The 17907-nt window shown below is 63.3% G+C and carries 19 protein-coding genes and 1 riboswitch; of the genes, 5 read left to right on the top strand and 14 right to left on the bottom strand.

Annotated features, from left to right (window positions below; all coding sequences use genetic code 11):
* Position 1 precedes the first annotated feature (1 nt).
* The 6 genes from EGJ27_RS14435 to cobO are packed head-to-tail and all read right to left on the bottom strand — an operon-like array spanning position 2 to position 5925.
* A complete protein-coding gene (locus tag EGJ27_RS14435) occupies positions 2-1462 on the bottom strand; it encodes a cobyric acid synthase (protein WP_125831424.1) in 1461 nt (486 codons plus the stop codon).
* A complete protein-coding gene (cobD, locus tag EGJ27_RS14430; RefSeq protein WP_125831423.1) occupies positions 1459-2463 on the bottom strand; it encodes a threonine-phosphate decarboxylase CobD in 1005 nt (334 codons plus the stop codon). Before cobD ends, EGJ27_RS14435 begins: the two co-directional genes overlap by 4 nt.
* The gene (gene cbiB, locus EGJ27_RS14425) at positions 2456-3364 is read right to left on the bottom strand and encodes an adenosylcobinamide-phosphate synthase CbiB (RefSeq protein WP_125831422.1); all 909 of its coding nucleotides are present in this window, start codon (positions 3362-3364) and stop codon (positions 2456-2458) included. Before cbiB ends, cobD begins: the two co-directional genes overlap by 8 nt.
* Entirely contained in the window at positions 3361-4011 is a 651-nt protein-coding gene (gene bluB / locus EGJ27_RS14420; RefSeq protein WP_125831421.1) for a 5,6-dimethylbenzimidazole synthase, read from the bottom strand. Before bluB ends, cbiB begins: the two co-directional genes overlap by 4 nt.
* Positions 4008-5303: a cobyrinate a,c-diamide synthase gene (locus tag EGJ27_RS14415; protein ID WP_125831420.1), complete on the bottom strand. Its 1296-nt coding sequence runs from the start codon at positions 5301-5303 to the stop codon at positions 4008-4010. The genes bluB and EGJ27_RS14415 overlap by 4 nt, the downstream gene beginning before the upstream one ends.
* 10 nt (positions 5304-5313) lie before the next feature.
* Positions 5314-5925, bottom strand: coding sequence for a cob(I)yrinic acid a,c-diamide adenosyltransferase (cobO, locus tag EGJ27_RS14410; protein WP_125831419.1), 612 nt, complete (start codon positions 5923-5925; stop codon positions 5314-5316).
* A 92-nt stretch (positions 5926-6017) separates the two neighbouring features.
* A riboswitch (cobalamin riboswitch) is annotated at positions 6018-6232 on the bottom strand.
* A 130-nt stretch (positions 6233-6362) separates the two neighbouring features.
* On the opposite strand from cobO, the gene EGJ27_RS14405 reads away from it, so the two are divergent.
* Entirely contained in the window at positions 6363-7685 is a 1323-nt protein-coding gene (locus tag EGJ27_RS14405) for a sorbosone dehydrogenase family protein (protein WP_125831418.1), read from the top strand.
* A 78-nt stretch (positions 7686-7763) separates the two neighbouring features.
* Here the strand turns inward: EGJ27_RS14405 and EGJ27_RS14400 are convergent, their stop codons facing one another.
* The 6 genes from EGJ27_RS14400 to EGJ27_RS14375 form a co-directional block, all read right to left on the bottom strand.
* The gene (locus EGJ27_RS14400) at positions 7764-8303 is read right to left on the bottom strand and encodes a C40 family peptidase (protein ID WP_125831417.1); all 540 of its coding nucleotides are present in this window, start codon (positions 8301-8303) and stop codon (positions 7764-7766) included.
* An 87-nt stretch (positions 8304-8390) separates the two neighbouring features.
* Complete coding sequence (locus tag EGJ27_RS14395) at positions 8391-9110, bottom strand: C40 family peptidase (RefSeq protein WP_125831416.1); 720 nt, start codon at positions 9108-9110, stop codon at positions 8391-8393.
* A 75-nt stretch (positions 9111-9185) separates the two neighbouring features.
* Complete coding sequence (locus EGJ27_RS14390) at positions 9186-9950, bottom strand: NAD-dependent deacylase (RefSeq protein WP_177523025.1); 765 nt, start codon at positions 9948-9950, stop codon at positions 9186-9188.
* Positions 9944-10648, bottom strand: coding sequence for a DnaA regulatory inactivator Hda (hda, locus tag EGJ27_RS14385; RefSeq protein WP_057407945.1), 705 nt, complete (start codon positions 10646-10648; stop codon positions 9944-9946). Before hda ends, EGJ27_RS14390 begins: the two co-directional genes overlap by 7 nt.
* Positions 10649-10834: 186 nt before the next feature.
* Positions 10835-11908, bottom strand: a complete 1074-nt coding sequence (locus EGJ27_RS14380) for an AI-2E family transporter (protein ID WP_125831415.1) — start codon at positions 11906-11908, stop codon at positions 10835-10837.
* Positions 11909-11957: 49 nt separating this feature from the next.
* Positions 11958-13043 carry a DUF2066 domain-containing protein gene (locus EGJ27_RS14375; protein WP_125831414.1) on the bottom strand — a complete coding sequence of 362 codons (1086 nt, stop codon included), beginning with the start codon at positions 13041-13043 and terminating at the stop codon, positions 11958-11960.
* Between the two features lie 336 nt (positions 13044-13379).
* Between EGJ27_RS14375 and purM the strand changes: the two genes are divergently transcribed.
* From purM to EGJ27_RS14350, 4 genes are all read left to right on the top strand, one after another.
* Complete coding sequence (gene purM, locus EGJ27_RS14365) at positions 13380-14438, top strand: phosphoribosylformylglycinamidine cyclo-ligase (protein WP_125831413.1); 1059 nt, start codon at positions 13380-13382, stop codon at positions 14436-14438.
* The gene (purN, locus tag EGJ27_RS14360) at positions 14438-15088 is read left to right on the top strand and encodes a phosphoribosylglycinamide formyltransferase (protein WP_125831412.1); all 651 of its coding nucleotides are present in this window, start codon (positions 14438-14440) and stop codon (positions 15086-15088) included. The genes purM and purN overlap by 1 nt, the downstream gene beginning before the upstream one ends.
* An 8-nt stretch (positions 15089-15096) precedes the next feature.
* Positions 15097-15810, top strand: a complete 714-nt coding sequence (locus EGJ27_RS14355; RefSeq protein ID WP_125831411.1) for a DUF3108 domain-containing protein — start codon at positions 15097-15099, stop codon at positions 15808-15810.
* A gap of 379 nt (positions 15811-16189) precedes the next feature.
* Positions 16190-16369 carry a hypothetical protein gene (locus EGJ27_RS14350; protein ID WP_125831410.1) on the top strand — a complete coding sequence of 60 codons (180 nt, stop codon included), beginning with the start codon at positions 16190-16192 and terminating at the stop codon, positions 16367-16369.
* A 101-nt stretch (positions 16370-16470) separates the two neighbouring features.
* On the opposite strand, the gene EGJ27_RS14345 is transcribed toward EGJ27_RS14350, so the two are convergent.
* Together EGJ27_RS14345 and mazG are read right to left on the bottom strand one after the other, a co-directional pair.
* Entirely contained in the window at positions 16471-17010 is a 540-nt protein-coding gene (locus tag EGJ27_RS14345) for a DUF2058 domain-containing protein (RefSeq protein WP_125831409.1), read from the bottom strand.
* Between the two features lie 31 nt (positions 17011-17041).
* The gene (gene mazG / locus EGJ27_RS14340) at positions 17042-17875 is read right to left on the bottom strand and encodes a nucleoside triphosphate pyrophosphohydrolase (protein WP_125831408.1); all 834 of its coding nucleotides are present in this window, start codon (positions 17873-17875) and stop codon (positions 17042-17044) included.
* Positions 17876-17907 lie beyond the last annotated feature (32 nt).

Raw genomic sequence — 17907 nt, 5'->3', positions numbered from 1 at the left:
GTCAACCGGCCTCCAGGCCGCACAGTTCGCGCAACAGTTTGCCATCCAGGTGGTTTTCCACCAGATCGGCCAGGCGTTCGATATCCCGCTCGCGCAGGGCGTGGTAATCGACCTGCTCGACATTCTCCAGGCCTGCCCAACGCAACAACGCGCTACAGGCCTGGGGCGATTCGAACAGGCCGTGCAGGTACGTACCGAGAATCTTCCCGTCGGCACTTTGCGCGCCGTCGCAGCGACCGTCGTCCAGGCGCACTGCAGCGCGCTCCAGGGCTGCGCCAGTGGTAACGCCGGCGTGGATTTCATAGCCGGCCACTGGCGCATCTTCCAGCGTCAGGCGTCCACGCACGTTACGCAGCTGTTTTTCGTTTTCCAGTACGGTGCTCATTTCCAGCCAGCCCAGTCCTGGACTGGAACCGGCCGCGCCCTCCAGGCCCAGCGGATCGTGCAACTGCTCGCCGAGCATCTGCAAGCCGCCGCAAATGCCGAGCACCTTGCCGCCGTAGCGCAGATGCCGTTCGATGGCCTTGTCCCAGCCGTTGGCGCGCAGATGCGCCAGGTCACCGCGCACGCTCTTGGAGCCCGGCAGGATGATCAGGTCGGCCGCAGGAATCGCCTGGCCCGGCCCGATGAATTGCAGATTGACCTGCGGATGCAAGCGCAGCGGGTCGAAGTCGGTGTGGTTGCTGATGCGCGGCAGGATCGGCACCACCACGTTGAGCACCTGCTCGACCTTGTCGGTCTGGCGCTGATCCAGGCCATCTTCGGCTTCCAGATGCAGGTCCATCACATACGGCAGCACGCCCACCACCGGCTTGCCGGTGCGTGCTTCGAGCCAGTCCAGCCCCGGTTGCAGCAAGGCGATATCACCGCGAAAACGGTTGATGATGAAGCCTTTGACCCGCGCCTGTTCGGTGGGTGCCAGCAATTCCAGGGTGCCTACCAGATGGGCGAACACCCCACCGCGGTTGATATCGGCAATCAGCAGTACCGGGCAATCCACCGCTTCGGCAAAGCCCATGTTGGCGATATCGTTGGCGCGCAGGTTGATCTCGGCAGGCGAACCCGCGCCCTCGACCACGATCACCGGATACTGCTCACCAAGCCGCTTGTGCGAGGCCAGCACCGCCTGCATCGCGATTTCCTTGTAGCCGTGATACGCCACGGCATTCATGGTGGTGACGGCGCGGCCATGGATGATGACCTGAGCGCCGGTGTCGCTGTTGGGCTTGAGCAGCACCGGGTTCATGTCGGTGTGCGGTTCCAGGCCGCAAGCCTGGGCCTGAACCGCCTGGGCGCGGCCAATCTCGCCACCGTCGGCGGTTACCGCGCTGTTGAGCGCCATGTTCTGCGGCTTGAACGGCACCACACCGACGCCCTGGCGGGTCAGCCAGCGGCACAGCGCGGTCACCAGCGTGCTTTTACCGGCATCGGACGTGGTGCCTTGCACCATCAAGGTCGTCATGAACGCTCCTTCGCATAATCGGCCAACACGTGCTCAAGCCGCACCCAGTCGGCCTCGTCACTAGGCAAACCAAATCGCAGGCTGCCGGTCTGCGGGCTGTCGCCCACAAACAGCCGCAACAGCACACCGCGCCGGGCGCAGAATTCATACAGCGGCTCGGCGTGCGGGGTTACCAGCCATTGAAACAGCGCGCAGCCGCCTTGTGGCTTGAAGCCGTATTCGGTCAGCAAAGCCACCAGCCGATCCCGGGCCTGCGCGCTGCGCTGGCGTTGCTGCGCATGGCCCGCCGTATCGGCCAGACACGCCTGACCAATGATCCGCGTCGGGCCGCTGACCGCCCAAGGCCCGATATCCCGGGCCAGGGATTTGAGCAACGCGGGCTCGGCCAGCACAAAGCCCAGGCGCACGCCGGCCAGGCCGAAGAACTTGCCGAACGAACGCAGGACCACCAGCCCGGTGCGCGAGGTTTCCGCCGCCAGACTCAGTTCGGGCGTGTCGTCCATGAAGGCTTCGTCGACCACCAGCCAGCCCCCGCGCTCGGCCAGCCGGGCATGCCACTCCAGCAACCGTTCGCGGGACAGATGCAGCCCGGTGGGGTTGTTCGGGTTGACCACCACCAGCACGTCGAGGCTGTCGAGAAAATACTCGACCTCATGTTCCTGCACTTCCCGCACCCGAAAGCCGCTCTTGCGCCAGGCATGGGCGTGTTCGGCATAGCATGGCGACAGCACGCCGACCTTCCCGCCTCGGCGCACACGAGGCAGCGCCTGGATGGCGGCCTGGGAACCGGGCACCGGCAACAATTGCGGCGCGTTGTAGTAAGCGCGGGCTGCGGCCTCCAGGCCGTCTTCGGTTTCCGGCAAGCGCGCCCAGGCCTGCGTGGGAATGTCCGGGATCGGCCAAGACCAGGGTGCGATACCGGTAGACAGGTCGAGCCATTCGGCCCGCTCGATACCGTAATGCTGCGCCGCTGCGCGCAGGCGTCCGCCGTGCTCAAGCATAGAATTCAGCTCCCGCACAGACCACCAGCAGCCACAGCCAGACGCCACGCTGCACCAATTGCCAGCCTCGGTCGATGGACCCGGCATCGGCCGGCAGACCCTCGCCCAGCGGCGGTCGCTGGTGCAGCTCGCCATGGTAGATCGCCGCGCCGCCCAGTTCGACCCCCAGCGCACCGGCACCAGCCGCCATCACCGGGCCGGCGTTGGGGCTGTCCCAGGTTGGGCCCTGGGTGCGCCAGCAACGCAGCGCCAATCGGGTTTTGCCAAGTAGCGCGTAGGTCAACGCCACCAGACGCGCAGGAATATAGTTGAGCAGATCGTCGATTTTCGCCGCTGCCCAGCCGAACCGCTCGAAACGCGGGTTGCGATAACCCCACATGGCGTCCAGCGTATTGCTCAGGCGATACAGCACCACGCCCGGCGCACCGGCCACGATAAACCAGAACAGCGCGGCGAACACCGCATCGCTGCCATTCTCCAGCACCGACTCGGTGGCGGCACGCGCGACTTCGGTGGCGTCCAGTTCGGACGTCTGCCGGCTGACCAGATAACCCACCCGCCGCCGCGCCTCGTCCAGATCGTCGCTGCGCAAGGCCTGGGCCACCGGTTCGACGTGCTCGCCCAGACTGCGCAAACCCAGCGCACAGTACAGCGCGAGGATTTCCACCACCCAGCCGATGTAGGGCAACCAGCTCAGGGCCGTCGCCAGCAGGGTCAGCGGCACCACTGCCAGCACCCAGGCGGTGACGCCGTGGCTTCGCCAGCCTCGGCCTTCGGAATTGAAGCGCTGCTCGATCCGATTCGCCAGCCGCCCGAATGCCACCAGCGGATGACGACGTTTCGGCTCGCCGAGCAGCGCATCCAGCGCAACCCCGGCAACGCTCAGCAGCGCCACACTCATTGACTCACTCCCCATTGATTCTCGTACAATAATTCATGAAGCGGACGCGCCTGCGCCCAGCCTTCCAGCACCAGCATCGGTGCCGGGTAGAAATCCTTCACCGGTCCCAGGCACAGGATCGCCACCGGCTTGGCACCGTCCGGCATGCCCAGCAAGCCGGCCAGGGCCTGCGGTTCGAACAGCGACACCCAGCCCATGCCCAACCCTTCTGCACGTGCGGCCAGCCACAGGTTCTGGATGGCACAGGACACCGAGGCCATGTCCATCTCCGGCAACGTGCGACGGCCGAAGATGTGTTGCTCGCGGTCTTCCATCAGCGCGGCGACCAGCACTTCGGCGCAGTCGCTGATGCCTTCGACCTTGAGTTTCATGAACTGATCGGAGCGCTCGCCCAGCGCCTCGGCGGTGCGCACCCGCTCCTGCTCGACCTGCGCCTGAATCTGCACACGCAGCGTCGGGTCGCTGACCCGCACGAAACGCCAGGGCTGCATCAGGCCGACGCTCGGCGCCTGATGCGCAGCTTCCAGCAGCCGCGCCAGCAGCTCGGGCGCAACGCTGCCGCCGCTGAAGTGGCGCATGTCGCGCCGCTCGGCAATCGCGCGGTACACCGCAGCCCGCTCGTCGGGGCTGAACGCTTGATCGCTCATGGTCGCAACAGCGCCGCCATCGCCTGAGGGTTGGAGGGAAAGTAGAAATGCACGTAGGACGCGGTCAGGCGTCCGTCGCGATAGACCGCTTCCGCGCCGCGCCCGCCATTGGGGCTCACGCCACGGGCAATCGGCTGCCATTCAGTGCTGGTCAGCGAGTGGTGATAGGTGTGGCCACGCAGCACGCCTTCGGGCAATTCCACCGATTGCAGGGCCAAGGCCGCCAGACGTTTCTGCATCACCGCTTCGCCGCTCAACAGGCCGACCAGTTCGGCGCGCTGGCCCTCGACGTCGGTCAAGGCATCGAGCAGATAAAGCATGCCGCCGCACTCGGCGAGGATCGGTTTGCCGGCGCTATGGTGTGCGCGAATCGCGGTCAGCATCGCGACGTTGTCCGCCAGCGCGCAGTGGTGCAGCTCAGGGTAACCACCGGGCAGGTACAGGCTGTCGGCGTCCGGCAACGCGCTGTCGCGGATCGGCGAGAAGAACGCCAGCTCGGCGCCCATCGCCCGTAACAGGTCGAGGCTGGCGCCGTAGGTGAAAGCGAACGCTTCGTCGCGGGCCACGGCAATCCGCACGCCGCGCAGCAATGGCTCGGCCGGCAGCGGATCGGGGGCGGTAAACGTGACGGCAGGCGGCAACGCGACTTCGCAGGTGCTGGCCAGCGCTTCGGCGGCGGCATCCAGGCGCAGGTCGAGGTCGTTCAACTCGCTGGCCTGCACCAGCCCCAGATGACGGCTCGGCAGCTCGATACCGGTCTCGCGGGACAACGCGCCGTACCAGCGCAGGCCCTCGGTCAGGCTGCCTTCGAGCAATTGCGCATGGCGCACGGTGCCCACGCGATTGGCGAGCACCCCGGCAAACGGCAGATCCGGCTGATAACGCGCCAGCCCCAGCGCCAGCGCCCCGAACGTCTGGGCCATGGCGGTGCCGTCGATCACGCCCAGCACCGGCACGCCGAAATGCCGCGCCAGATCGGCGCTGGACGGCGTGCCGTCGAACAGCCCCATCACGCCTTCGATCAGGATCAGGTCAGCCTCTTCGGCCGCTTCCCAGAGCAGGCGGCGGGATTCGTCGGCACCGACCATCCACAGATCCAGCTGATAAACCGCCGCACCGCTGGCCCGTTCGAGAATCATGGGGTCGAGAAAATCCGGCCCGCACTTGAACACCCGGACCTTGCGGCCCTGGTTGCGATGCAGCCGGGCCAGCGCCGCGGTGACGGTGGTCTTGCCCTGCCCGGATGCGGGCGCAGCGATCAAGACCGCCGGACATTGACGCGGTGCTCTCATGAACGGTTACTCACAGCTCGATGCCCTTCTGGGCACGAATGCCGGACTGGAATGCATGCTTGACCACGCCGATCTCGGAAACCGTGTCGGCCAGCTCGATCAATTCGGGTTTGGCGCCACGGCCGGTGACCACCACGTGTTGCATGGGCGGACGCGCCTGCAGGTCGCTCATGACCTGATCGAGGTCGAGGTAGCCGTGCTTGAGGGCGATGTTCAGCTCATCGAGAATGACCAGGCCGATAGTCGGATCGCGCAGCATCTCGCAGGACACCGCCCAGGCGGCTTCGGCTGCGGCGATGTCACGCTGGCGGTCCTGGGTTTCCCAGGTGAAACCTTCGCCCATCACGTGGTAACGCACCTGCTCGGGAAAACGCCGGAAAAAGAGTTCTTCACCGGTGCTGTTGCGGCCCTTGATGAACTGCACCACGCCGCACTGCATATCGTGGCCCATGGCGCGGGCGAGCATGCCGAACGCCGAGCTGCTCTTGCCCTTGCCGTTACCGGTCAGGATCAGCAACAGGCCGCATTCGTCGGGGGCATTGGCGATACGTTCGTCCATCACGGCTTTCTTGCGCTGCATGCGCGCCAGATGGCGTTCGTCACGTTCGGGGGATTCGTTCATCTCAGCTCTCCGCTCGAGGGCACGCGAAAGGCAGACGGAAGGACAGCACTGGACAGCACGGCAACGCCCTGCGCAGAGCATCACCCTCCGTGATGCCATTGAGTGAATCAGGCCGGTCTCCGGGCTCATGAGCGGGTTTCCCCGACTACGCGCCTTCCCGTACCTAAGCACAGTGGCCTGTTGCGCAGCCTTGACTCATCCACCGTTGCGGGGGCAGCGCCGGGATCGGATCTGTCGATACTTACCGGCTTCCCTGTTTCACTCCGCCAATCGGCGATTGCGGAGCACCTGAAACAAACCGCGAAGGGTAGAGGGTTGGACTGGGAGCGTCAATCGACATGGCGCCTATATGGAAGGCCGATGGAACCTCGCGGGCCGGACCTTCTCTATCTGCTTGACGGGCCGTCTACCGGATCAGGCCCTTATGGAGAGTGCACATGTTCAAGCTCAGACCCCAACTGGCGGTTCTGCTTCTGATCGCAGGCGGCCTTGCCGGCTGCGGCGAGTCCTCGACACTGCAAGTCTCGGACGGCACCGGCCCCGCGCCCACACTGCCGCCGCCGAACAAGACGCTGATCCCCACCGTCAACATCGCGCCGGCGATCGGCTGGGAGAAAGACGCCAAGCCGGTGGCCGCACCCGGCACCCAGGTCGCCGCGTTCGCCGAAGGGCTGGATCATCCGCGTTGGCTGTACGTGCTGCCCAACGGCGATGTGCTGGTGGCCGAAACCAATGCGCCGCCCAAGCCGGACGACGAAAAGGGAATCCGTGGCTGGGTCATGAAGAAAGTCATGGGCCGTGCGGGAGCCGGCGTGCCGAGCGCCAACCGCATCACGCTGCTGCGCGACACCAACCAGGACGGCGTGGCGGAAACCCGCACCGTCTTGCTCAAAGACCTCAACTCACCGTTCGGCATGACGCTGGTGGGCAACAAACTGTATGTCGCCGATACCGACCGCCTGATCAGCTTCCCGTATGAAGTCGGTCAGACCTCGATCAGCGCGCAGCCGACCAAGGTCGTCGACCTTCCCGGTGGCACGCTCAATCACCATTGGACCAAGAATGTGATTGCCAGCAAGGACGGCAGCAAGTTGTACGTGACGGTCGGCTCCAACAGCAACGTGGCCGAGAACGGCATGGATCAGGAGCAAGGCCGAGCCGCGATCTGGGAAGTCGACGCCGCCAGCGGCCAGCACCGCATCTTCGCCTCCGGCCTGCGCAACCCCAACGGCATGGACTGGGAACCGGCCACCGGAAAATTGTGGACGGCGGTCAACGAGCGTGACGAAATCGGCAGCGATCTGGTGCCCGATTACGTGACCTCGGTACAGGACGGCGGTTTCTATGGCTGGCCTTACAGCTATTACGGTCAGCATGTGGATGAGCGCGTGAAACCGCAGAATCCGGATCTGGTGGCCAAGGCCATCGTGCCCGACTATGCGGTCGGCCCGCACACCGCCTCGCTGGGCCTGGTGTTTGCCGATGGCAAGACCCTGAAGGCGCCGTTCAACGAAGGCCTGTTCATCGGCCAGCACGGCTCGTGGAACCGCAAGCCGTTTAGCGGATACAAGGTAGTCTTCATCCCGTTCAGCGGCGGCAAACCCGTCGGCGCGCCGATCGATGTGTTGAGCGGGTTTCTGAACAAGGACGAAAAGGCCATGGGCCGGCCGGTCGGCGTGGTCAACGATCAGCGCGGCGGATTGCTGGTGGCGGATGACGTGGGGAACACGATCTGGCGGGTGACGTCGGCCCGGCAGTAAGCCTGTGGGAGCGCCGCCCGGTCCGCTCCCACATGGACCGCATCAAAACGGTGAGAGCGGACCGGTCCGCTCACACGATCAGTGCGCGTTCTGGGCCAGGTTTGACGCCTGGATCACGCGCTTGGCGTTGAGGTAGGCTTTCTGCCAATACGGCTTGTTCAGGCTGTCCAGCTTGACCGTCCCGCCGCTGGCCGGTGCATGGACGAAGCGCCCTTCCCCGACGTAGATCCCGGCATGGGATACCTGCGAACCGCCCGATGTGGCGAAGAACACCAGGTCACCCGATTGCAACTGGTCGATTTTCACATCCGGCGCGCGGATCACGATCATGTCGCGGGTCGAGCGCGGCAAGGAGATACCGGCCGCATCACGATAGACGTAGCCAATCAAACCACTGCAATCGAAACCCGAGTCCGGCGTGTTGCCGCCCCAGCGATACGGCGTGCCGACCAGTCCGAGCGCGCGAAACAGCACGTCTTCGGCAGCCTGAGGCATGATTTGCGGGGGAGCGGTAACCACCGGCCGGTACACCACCGGAGCCTTGGGAGCAGGAGCGCTGGCGCAGGCGCCCAGCAGTGCAGCGAGGGAGATAACAGTCAGGCGCAACTTAATCGACATAACCCACAACGTCCTGATCCGGATGCGGCTTACGCTGCCGAGAAGCCCGAAAACGCAGACAACCCTTCGGGCTGCCTGCGCATCGCATTATTTACGGCGTTTTACTGCGGTCTTGACTTTAGTCGATGTCATGGCAGTCGTCTGCGCGGCAGGCTTGGCTTTCGCCACGCCGGTGCCGGGCGCCATGGCCAGAGCGCGCTTGGCTTCGATGAACGTCTTGCTCCAGTACGCGTCATCGAGGCTGTCGATGCGCACGCCACCGCTGCGGCGGCTGCTGGAGTGGATGAACTGATCGTCGCCCAGGTAGATCGCGGCGTGACTGACGCGACCGCGGCCACGGGTGCTGAAGAACAGCAGGTCGCCGGGCTTGAGGTTGCTGCGGGCCACCAGAGGAGCGTCCACATTGATCATGTCACGGGTCGAGCGGGGCAAGGTCATGCCCGCTTCTTCGCGAAACAGGTAACCGATGAAGCCGCTGCAATCGAACCCGGACGTGGTCGAGGAACCCCCGAAACGGTAGCGAGTGCCGATCAGCGACTTGCCGCGTTCCAGGATGCTGTCGGCCAGGACCGGCAGCTGATAAGGCTTGTTGTCGGCAAAACGGGCCAGCTCAGCTTCAGTGGCCAGCTCTTCCTGAAGGTCTGCGACGTCGGCACGGCTGGCGGCGGACGGAGCGGTATTCGAAGTCTGATATTGCGCTTTATGCGGTACGGGCTCTTGTTGAGAAACCGGCATATTGGCCGAGCAACCGAACAGCAAAGTGACAAGTGCGAGAGGCACGAGGGGTGCGAAGCGAACAACTTGCATGGGCACGACCGTGGCTGAACTGTAAAGAAGGCGAGACTATGCCTTCTCTCAGGTCGATTTGCAAATTCAATCGAACTAAATGTGACTTACGAGTTGAGACATGACATGTACCGCTCGCGCCCTGAAAAAGGCGTCCATCTGCGCACTGTGATCGGTTGCCACAGGATTGATCTCGGCGGTGAATCCCCCGCAAATACGGGTGCGCAGCACCGGTTCATGGATGTATGGGAAGCTGGCGGTGGTGCCGATACTCAGCACCGCATCAAAGCCTTTTGCCATCTCGTCATGCAGCGTTTGCAAGGCGAGTTCCGGCAGCATTTCCTCGAACAGCACGACGGACGGTCGCAATATGCCACCACACGTCCGACATAACGGCGGTAATGGGCGCTGGAGATGCACGCTCAACTCCGGATCTTGCGCAGCGCACGACTGGCAGAACAACGGTGCGATCCGGCCATGGATCTCGATCAGCCGTTCCGGCGGGCTGCCGGCGGCGCGGTGATAGCCGTCGACGTTCTGGGTCAGCACCCAGCATTCGGGTTTCAAGCGTTGCAGTTGCGCGATGGCGTAATGCGCTTCATTGGGTTGACCACCCAGGCACGCCGTGGCCAGTTGTGCGACGTACTTCCAGCACAGCGCCGGGTCGCGGCGCAGCATCGGGCCGGATAGCGCCATTTCGATGGGCAGGCCGTCATCGGTCATGCCGTTGTACAGGCCACCCACGCCGCGATAGGTCGGCAGACCGGAATCGGCCGACAGCCCGGCGCCGGTAATGATCAGGATTCGCTGTGCATGGCGCAGTGCAGCCGCCGTTTGCATCAGCAAGGCCTGATCTACCATCCGAGGGTTTCTTTGAGGAATGGAATGGTCAGCTTGCGCTTTTCCTGCAACGAGGCCTGGTCCAGACGTTCCAGCAGCTCGAACAGCGCGCTCATGCTGCGGGTGCCACGGGTGAGGATGAAATGCCCGACGTCATCGGTCAGGTGCAGGCCGCGTCGCGAGGCACGCAGCTGCAAGGCGCGCAGTTTGTCTTCGTCGGACAGACCGCGCATCTGGAATACCAGCGCCATGGTCAGGCGGGACTTGAGGTCAGGCAGCTTGACCGGCAGCTCCCGAGGCGACTTGGATGCGGCGATCAGCAGGCGACGGCCGCTGTCGCGCAGCCGATTGAACAGATGAAACAGGGCTTCTTCCCACTCCGGCTTGCCAACTACCGCCTGTAGATCATCCAGGCAGACCAGCTCGTACTGCTCCAGGTGGTCGAACAGCTCGATACCTTCATCGATGACCTCGGCCAGCGGCAGGTACACCGCCGGTTCGCCCATCTGCTCGAAGCGCAGACACGCGGCCTGCAACAGGTGGGTGCGCCCTACTCCGTCCTTGCCCCACAGATAGATGAGGCTTTCGGTCCATCCGGCGTCGGCTTCGCACAGCCGCTCGACATAGCCGAGTGCAGCGGCATTGGCGCCTGGATAGTAATTGACGAATGTAGCGTCATCACGCAGACGCACACTCAAGGGCAGCTGAATCGGTTTCATGCTGACTGAACGGTTCAAGCGAACCGCCAAGGGCCTCTGTGTAAAGTGCGCAAAGTTTATACCCGCGGGGGCAGGTCGCACAATGCGCCTGCAAAATCAAAGGTTTGCGTACTTCAAATGGACAAACCGGTCGACCGACACACGCGTGCGCGGCCGACCGGGTCATTTACATAAGGTCAAGCAGGCTCAGAGGTCCGGGTCTTCGGCGCCGCCGTAGATCTCCGAGTCTTTGTACAGGTCGTGGGCGTGGCGCACCAGCACCATGATCACCGCCGCCACCGGCAGCGCCAGCAGGATACCGGTGAAACCGAACAGCTCGCCGCCGGCCAGGATCGCGAAGATCACCGCCACCGGGTGCAGGCCGATGCGGTCGCCGACCAGCAACGGCGTCAGCACCATGCCTTCCAGCGCCTGACCGATCATGAATACCGCCACGATGCCCAGCATCGGATACAGGTCGCCGCCAAACTGGAACAGTCCGGCCACCAACGCCGCACCAATGCCGATCACAAAGCCCATATAAGGCACGATGGCCGCCAGGCCTGCGATCACGCCGATCAACAGCCCCAGCTCCAGGCCCACCAGCATCAGGCCGGCGGCGTAGATCACGCCCAGGCCGACCATCACCAGCAACTGGCCGCGAATGAACGCGCCCAGCACTTCATGGCATTCCCCGGCCAGCTTGACCACCTGCGCCTCGCGCTGACGCGGCAGCAGGCTGCGAATCTTGCCCATCATCAGGTCCCAGTCGCGCAGCAGGTAGAAGCACACCACCGGGATCAGCACCAGATTGGTCAGCCAGCCGATCAGCGCCAGGCTCGATGCCGTGGCACGGGACAGCACGATGCCGACGATATCGCCCGCCTGGCCCATGTGTTCGGAGATGGCGGCCTTGACCCGATCGAAACGCCAGAAGCCGTCCGACAGCCCGAACTTGGCCTGCACCCACGGCATTGCCGTGTGCTGCAGCCAATCGAGGATCTGCGGCGCCAGCTCATAGAGGCGCATCAACTGCTTGGCGAGCATCGGCACCAGCACCAACAGCAAAGCCATCAGGATCAAGGTGAACAGGCCGAACACCGCGACCACGCTCAGGGTCCGGGACAGGCCGAGTTTTTCCAGGCGGTCCACCAGCGGGTCGCCCATGTAGGCCAGCAGCAACGCGACCAGAAACGGCATCAGGATCGGGTGCAGCAGGAATATGAAGGCCACCAGCAGGACAATCCCGCCAAGCCAGAACCAGCGCCGTGTATCAGTCATCAATGTCTCTCAATCCAGATGGAACAGCTCGCTTGCGACCCGTCGCGGGTCACCAGCGGAAATACAGTTGCGGCGCCGCAGCCGGAACGATGGTCGGCGCCGGTGCAGCGACTGGCGCCGAAGGCTGCGCGGCGGCATCGACCGGAACCTGAACAGGCGCGGTTTGCGCTGCGGCGGCTTCGGCGGCAGGGATCTCCTGCAACTTGCCCAAGGCCAATTGCGCGCGGACCTGCTCCGGATTGCCGGCAACTTCAAAGTCCAGCCGGTCACCCTCGACCGCCTTGAGACGCCCGCCGAAAGGCTCCAGCAGACGCAACATTTCGGCATAGCGCTCCAGCGTCATGCCCTGTACTTGCAGGACCACGCCGCTGGAGGCGCCGGGCCGGGCGACGAAGCGCGGCGCCAGGCGCTGACTCACCGCCAGCAGCACGGCATCGGCCAGCGCCCTGGAGTCGGCAGCGGTCGCGGTGCCTTGTTCGCGCTGATCACCCAGCCACAGCTGCCATTTGCCCTGCCACTGGCCTGCGTCTTCCTTGGCATGTACGGCAAGAATCGCGTCGGCACCGTAACGCTCGGAGGCTTCCTTGAGCGCGGCGGCGTCTTTGCTTTCCAGCGCCTGCGCAGTGCCCATGCTCTGTTCGCTGAGATCGGCCAGTGGCAGGCGCAACGGCAAGCCACGGTGCTGGGCAGCGCGGCGCAGCGGCTCGGCGGAACCCTGACCATCGCCGACCAGGTTGGAGCCTTCGACCGAGTCGTTGAGCCACCAGCCCAGGATCGACGGGCGATTGCTGCCCCAGATCGGCAGGCCGGCCTGGCGCAAGGCGCGGTCGGTGGTCGCCGGATCGAAATCCACCAGCAAGGTTTCCGGCGGACCGGCTTCGTAGCCGTACTGGCTGATCACTTGTTGCGGGTCTTTACGCAGCTCGGCCAGCGCCGAGCCTTGCGCCGCCTTGGCGTCGCCGGTCAGGCGCAGCACCAGGGTTTCGAGCGCCGCCTGAGTGGCGCGATTGCGCTCATCGGGAGACTGACCGCTGACCGGCTCGCGCACCTGATAAAGATTGCTGACGGTTTCGGCAAGGCCGGGCAGGCTGAACAGCGACAGGCAGCCGGCGAAAAGAATGTTGGAAAAACGCATGGACAGATCCCGAACGGAAAGAAAAACGCCGTGAAAGTGCGGCTTCAGGAGGAGTAACGAGCCTAGGACAGCAGGCAGGCTCGATTCATTCACCTTAAAGTACACCTTAAAAGGCCACAGTCGAACGTCGCGAGGCGCACGACAGCGGTTTATTTTGCCTGACACCTCCCCTACTGTCGGCCCAAGGATGGCCCCTGCGGTGCAAGCCTGATAAAATCGCGCGCCTTCGCAGACTGGCGATGGTGGCGGCCCAACAAGGCATTGCGCGCAAGCGCTGCCTCCGGCCCCGCCGCTGCGGTCGATACCCCCGAATCCCCCCTAAAGGCCTGGATTTTTATGAGCAAGCAACCCTCCCTGAGCTACAAAGACGCCGGTGTAGACATCGACGCCGGTGAAGCATTGGTCGAACGCATCAAGAGCGTCGCCAAGCGCACCAAGCGTCCGGAAGTCATGGGCGGCCTGGGAGGTTTCGGCGCCCTCTGCGAAATCCCGGCCGGTTACAAGCAGCCGGTGCTGGTCTCGGGTACCGACGGCGTCGGCACCAAGCTGCGTCTGGCCTTGAACCTGAACAAGCACGACAGCATCGGCATCGATCTGGTGGCCATGTGCGTCAACGACCTGGTGGTATGCGGTGCCGAGCCGCTGTTCTTCCTCGACTACTACGCCACCGGCAAGCTCAATGTCGACACCGCCGCTCAGGTCGTCACCGGCATCGGCGCGGGCTGCGAACTGGCCGGCTGCTCGCTGGTCGGCGGCGAAACCGCTGAAATGCCCGGCATGTACGAAGGCGAAGACTACGACCTGGCCGGCTTCTGCGTAGGCGTCGTGGAAAAGGCTGAAATCATCGACGGTTCCAAGGTTGCCGCTGGCGATGCACTGATCGCCCTGCCGTCTTCCGGCCCGCATTCCAACGGCTACTCGCTGATCCGCAAGATCATCGAAGTGGCAGGTGCCGATATCGAAAACATCCAGCTCGACGGCAAGCCGCTGACCGAACTGCTGATGGCGCCGACCCGCATCTACGTCAAGCAGCTGCTCAAGCTGATCAAGGACACCGGCGCGGTCAAGGCCATGGCGCACATCACCGGCGGCGGCCTGCTGGACAATATCCCGCGCGTTCTGCCGGAAGGCGCACAGGCCGTGGTCGACGTCGCCAGCTGGCAGCGTCCGGCCGTGTTCGACTGGTTGCAGCAGCAGGGCAACGTCGACGAGCACGAGATGCACCGCGTATTGAACTGCGGCGTCGGCATGGTCATCTGCGTGGCGCAGGAGCATGTCGAGGCAGCCCTGAACGTTCTGCGTGAAACCGGCGAACAGCCTTGGGTGATCGGCCAGATCGCCACCGCGCCGCAAGGTGCCGCACAAGTCGAGCTGAAGAACGTCAAGGCCCATTGATGTCAGCCACCTGCAACGTCGTGGTGCTGCTCTCCGGCACCGGTGGCAACCTTCAGGCAATGATCGACAGCTTCAAGGACGGGGCCACCCCCGTCCGGATCCGCGCGGTCATTTCCAACAAGGAAGACGCGTTCGGCCTGCAGCGGGCCAGGGACGCAGGCATCGAAGCCTGCGTTCTGGATCACAAGGCATACGAAGGTCGCGAAGCCTTCGATGCCGCGCTGATCGAACTGATCGATACCTTCAATCCGCAGCTGGTGGTACTGGCGGGGTTCATGCGAATCCTCAGCGCGAACTTCGTGCGCCACTATCACGGCCGCCTGCTCAACATCCACCCTTCCCTGCTGCCGCTCTATAAAGGCCTGCATACGCATCAGCGCGTGCTGGACGCCGGCGATGCGCAACACGGATGCAGCGTGCATTTTGTCACCGAGGAACTCGATGGCGGCCCTCTGGTCGTACAGGCAGTTATTTCGGTACAGTTGCAGGACTCGCCCGCGACACTCGCGCAGCGGGTTCATACTCAGGAGCACCGCATTTATCCGCTGGCGATCCGCTGGTTCGCCGAAGGCCGGTTAAGCCTTGGCGAACAAGGCGCCTTGCTCGACGGCCAGTTACTTCCGGCCAGCGGCCACTTGATTCGAAACTAGGAGATACCATGCGACGCGCCTTGCTCTTCGCTTTCGCTCTGTTCGCTTTGCCGGCTGTACAAGCGGCAGACCTTCAACCCTTCTCCGCCAGCTACACCGCCGACTGGAAACAGCTGCCCATGAGCGGCACCGCCGAGCGCAGCCTCGAAGCGGGCGCCGACGGCACCTGGACGCTCAACTTCAAGGCCTCCATGATGATCGCCAGCCTGACCGAAGTCAGCACGCTGAAGGTCGACAAGGACACCATGCTGCCGCAGACCTACAGCTTTGAGCGCAGCGGCCTGGGCAAGTCCAAGAAAATCGACCTGTCCTTCGACTGGGCCAACAAGTTCGTCACCGGCACCGACCGTGGCGACGCGGTGAAGCTGCCGCTCAACCGTGGCATCCTCGACAAATCCACCTACCAGCTGGCGTTGCAGCATGACGTGGCCGCCGGCAAGAAGAGCATGAGCTACCAGGTCGTCGACGGCGACGAAGTAGACACCTATGACTTCCGCGTGCTGGGTTCGGAGAAGGTTGACACCAAGGCCGGCCAGGTTGACGCCATCAAGGTGGAACGCGTCCGCGACCCGACGCAAAGCAAGCGCATCACCGTGCTGTGGTTCGCCAAGGACTGGGACTACCTGCTGGTGCGCCTGCAACAGGTCGAAACCGACGGCAAGGAATACAACATCATGCTGCTGGACGGCACGGTCAACGGCAAGGCTGTCAAAGGCAGCTGATCCCAACGTCCTGCATCGCCGAGCCCCGCTTTTTAGCGGGGCTTTTTGTTGGGTGTCCAATGGCGAATCGCCTCATGTGGGAGGCAGCTTGCTGGCGACGAACGATGGCGCAGATACCCGGACTGGTCGAAGATCCATTTGCTGCCGCTGCGCACCAGATCGCGAGCAAGCTCCCTCCCATGGGACCGCGGCGCACATGAACAAACCTTCATCTTCGACCACCCCCGCTACAAGCCACAGAACATAAGGCCTGCGAACGAATTAACGATTCCTGACGCCCCAACCGGACCTTCAGACTATTTACTTAGGAAGCTAACAAAACCTATAAAAGAGGCCTGCGACACATCGCCGCAGTTTCCAGAGTCAGGAGCCTATCGATATGACTGTAAAAGTGACTGAACGAGACGACGCTCATCTTTCCCACGAAACCGTTGGCCACGGTATTCATATCTGGGATGTGCATCAGCAGGACCAGTTGGTAGGGATGTTCCATGACGAGTCCGATGCGAATCGGTACAAGGAAGAACTCGAAGCTTTGGAGAGTCGGCGGGATCAGTAATTGGAGGCTTGTAGTTGGAATGGGGGCTGCTTTTGCAGCCCACCGCGAGCCAGCTCGCTCCTACGAAATGTCCAGGCTTCGTAGGGGCGGGCTTGGGCGTCTTACCACATCAGGTCGTCAGGCACCTGATACGCGGCATACGGGTCATCCGCATCCGGCGCTTCGGTCGGAGTGTTGAGCAGCACGATGCGACGTGGATCGCGTTCCTGGATCTTCAGTGCAGCCTCGCGAGGAATGATCTCGTAACCGCCGCCGTGATGCACGATGGCCAGCGAGCCACTGCTCAGCTTGTTGCGCACCAGAGCGTTGACCGAGATGCGCTTGACCTTTTTGTCGTCAACGAAGTTGTAGTAATCCTCGGTGGTCAGCTTGGGCAGGCGCGATACTTCGATCAATTGCTTGATCTGCGCGGCGCGGGCTTTCTGCTCGACCTTCTCCTGCTGCTGGCGATTCAGCTCCTGGTCACGCCTGGCCTTTTCCGCCATGGCTTCCTGGGCGGCGCGCTTTTGTGAATCGTCGGCCTGGGCCTGGCCCTTGTGCACCAGACGCTGTTCTTTCTGCTTTTCTTTGCTGACCTGTTTGGCCTGCTTCTGGTTGACCAGTCCTGCCTTGAGCAACTGGTCACGAAGAGAAATGCTCATCTGTCTACTCACTTATGCAGTTGCCGCGCGCTCAGCCACAGCCGGGCGCGTTCTTTTCCTGACGTTTGGCCTCGCCCCACAGAGCGTCCATTTCCTCGAGGGTGCAATCTTCGATGGGACGCTGGGTGTGGCGCAATGCCTGTTCAATATATCGGAAGCGTCTGTCGAACTTGCTGTTGGCCGAGCGTAACGCAGTTTCCGGGTCGACTTTAAGATGCCGCGCCAGATTCACCACCACAAACAGCAGATCACCGATCTCGTCGGCCACCGCCGCAGCATCGTTCTCGGCCATGGCTTCAAGCACTTCATCAAGCTCTTCGCGCACCTTGTCGACCACCGGCAACGCCTCGGGCCAGTCGAAACCGACCTGCGCCGCTCGCTTTTGCAACTTGGCCGCGCGGCTCAACGCCGGCAGTGCAACGGGCACATCATCGAGCAATGACAGCTGCTGCGGCGCATTGGTTTTCTCGGCACGCTCTTGAGCCTTGATTTCGTCCCAGCGCCGGTTGACCTCGTTGTCGGTCAGGCGCGGGATTTCTTTCGGCGCGTGCAGCTCACCGGTGGGAAACACATGCGGATGACGACGCAGCAGCTTGCGGGTGATGCCGTCGATCACGCCGTCAAACTCGAAGCGTCCTTCTTCCTTGGCCAACTGGGCGTAGAACACCACCTGAAACAGCAGATCGCCCAGCTCGCCCTGAAGATGATCGAAATCACCGCGCTCGATGGCATCAGCCACTTCATAGGCTTCTTCCAGCGTGTGCGGCACGATGCTCGCGTAGGTCTGCTTCAAATCCCAAGGGCAACCGAATTGCGGATCACGCAGCCGGGCCATGAGATGCAGCAGGTCGTCGAGTGTATACATTGATGCCTCTTGCTCTGTGGGAGGGAGCTTGC

The organism is Pseudomonas sp. v388 (genome assembly GCF_003935425.1).
In the GTDB taxonomy this organism is placed as follows: Bacteria; Pseudomonadota; Gammaproteobacteria; order Pseudomonadales; family Pseudomonadaceae; genus Aquipseudomonas.
Note: the sequence above shows the minus strand (reverse complement) of the source record. Positions and strands in the feature narration are given on the sequence as shown.

What these genes read in the sequence shown, in the direction of transcription:
- cobD (WP_125831423.1), bottom strand. Translation starts at nt 2,463, where the DNA reads ATGCTTGAGCACGGCGGACGCCTGCGCGCAGCGGCGCAGCATTACGGT.
- EGJ27_RS14435 (WP_125831424.1), bottom strand. Translation starts at nt 1,462, where the DNA reads ATGACGACCTTGATGGTGCAAGGCACCACGTCCGATGCCGGTAAAAGC.
- bluB (WP_125831421.1), bottom strand. Translation starts at nt 4,011, where the DNA reads ATGAGCGATCAAGCGTTCAGCCCCGACGAGCGGGCTGCGGTGTACCGC.
- cbiB (WP_125831422.1), bottom strand. Translation starts at nt 3,364, where the DNA reads ATGAGTGTGGCGCTGCTGAGCGTTGCCGGGGTTGCGCTGGATGCGCTG.
- purM (WP_125831413.1), top strand. Translation starts at nt 13,380, where the DNA reads ATGAGCAAGCAACCCTCCCTGAGCTACAAAGACGCCGGTGTAGACATC.
- EGJ27_RS14350 (WP_125831410.1), top strand. Translation starts at nt 16,190, where the DNA reads ATGACTGTAAAAGTGACTGAACGAGACGACGCTCATCTTTCCCACGAA.
- EGJ27_RS14395 (WP_125831416.1), bottom strand. Translation starts at nt 9,110, where the DNA reads ATGCAAGTTGTTCGCTTCGCACCCCTCGTGCCTCTCGCACTTGTCACT.
- mazG (WP_125831408.1), bottom strand. Translation starts at nt 17,875, where the DNA reads ATGTATACACTCGACGACCTGCTGCATCTCATGGCCCGGCTGCGTGAT.
- EGJ27_RS14375 (WP_125831414.1), bottom strand. Translation starts at nt 13,043, where the DNA reads ATGCGTTTTTCCAACATTCTTTTCGCCGGCTGCCTGTCGCTGTTCAGC.
- EGJ27_RS14380 (WP_125831415.1), bottom strand. Translation starts at nt 11,908, where the DNA reads ATGACTGATACACGGCGCTGGTTCTGGCTTGGCGGGATTGTCCTGCTG.
- EGJ27_RS14345 (WP_125831409.1), bottom strand. Translation starts at nt 17,010, where the DNA reads ATGAGCATTTCTCTTCGTGACCAGTTGCTCAAGGCAGGACTGGTCAAC.
- EGJ27_RS14390 (WP_177523025.1), bottom strand. Translation starts at nt 9,950, where the DNA reads ATGGTAGATCAGGCCTTGCTGATGCAAACGGCGGCTGCACTGCGCCAT.
- purN (WP_125831412.1), top strand. Translation starts at nt 14,438, where the DNA reads ATGTCAGCCACCTGCAACGTCGTGGTGCTGCTCTCCGGCACCGGTGGC.
- hda (WP_057407945.1), bottom strand. Translation starts at nt 10,648, where the DNA reads ATGAAACCGATTCAGCTGCCCTTGAGTGTGCGTCTGCGTGATGACGCT.
- EGJ27_RS14355 (WP_125831411.1), top strand. Translation starts at nt 15,097, where the DNA reads ATGCGACGCGCCTTGCTCTTCGCTTTCGCTCTGTTCGCTTTGCCGGCT.
- EGJ27_RS14400 (WP_125831417.1), bottom strand. Translation starts at nt 8,303, where the DNA reads ATGTCGATTAAGTTGCGCCTGACTGTTATCTCCCTCGCTGCACTGCTG.
- EGJ27_RS14415 (WP_125831420.1), bottom strand. Translation starts at nt 5,303, where the DNA reads ATGAGAGCACCGCGTCAATGTCCGGCGGTCTTGATCGCTGCGCCCGCA.
- cobO (WP_125831419.1), bottom strand. Translation starts at nt 5,925, where the DNA reads ATGAACGAATCCCCCGAACGTGACGAACGCCATCTGGCGCGCATGCAG.
- EGJ27_RS14405 (WP_125831418.1), top strand. Translation starts at nt 6,363, where the DNA reads ATGTTCAAGCTCAGACCCCAACTGGCGGTTCTGCTTCTGATCGCAGGC.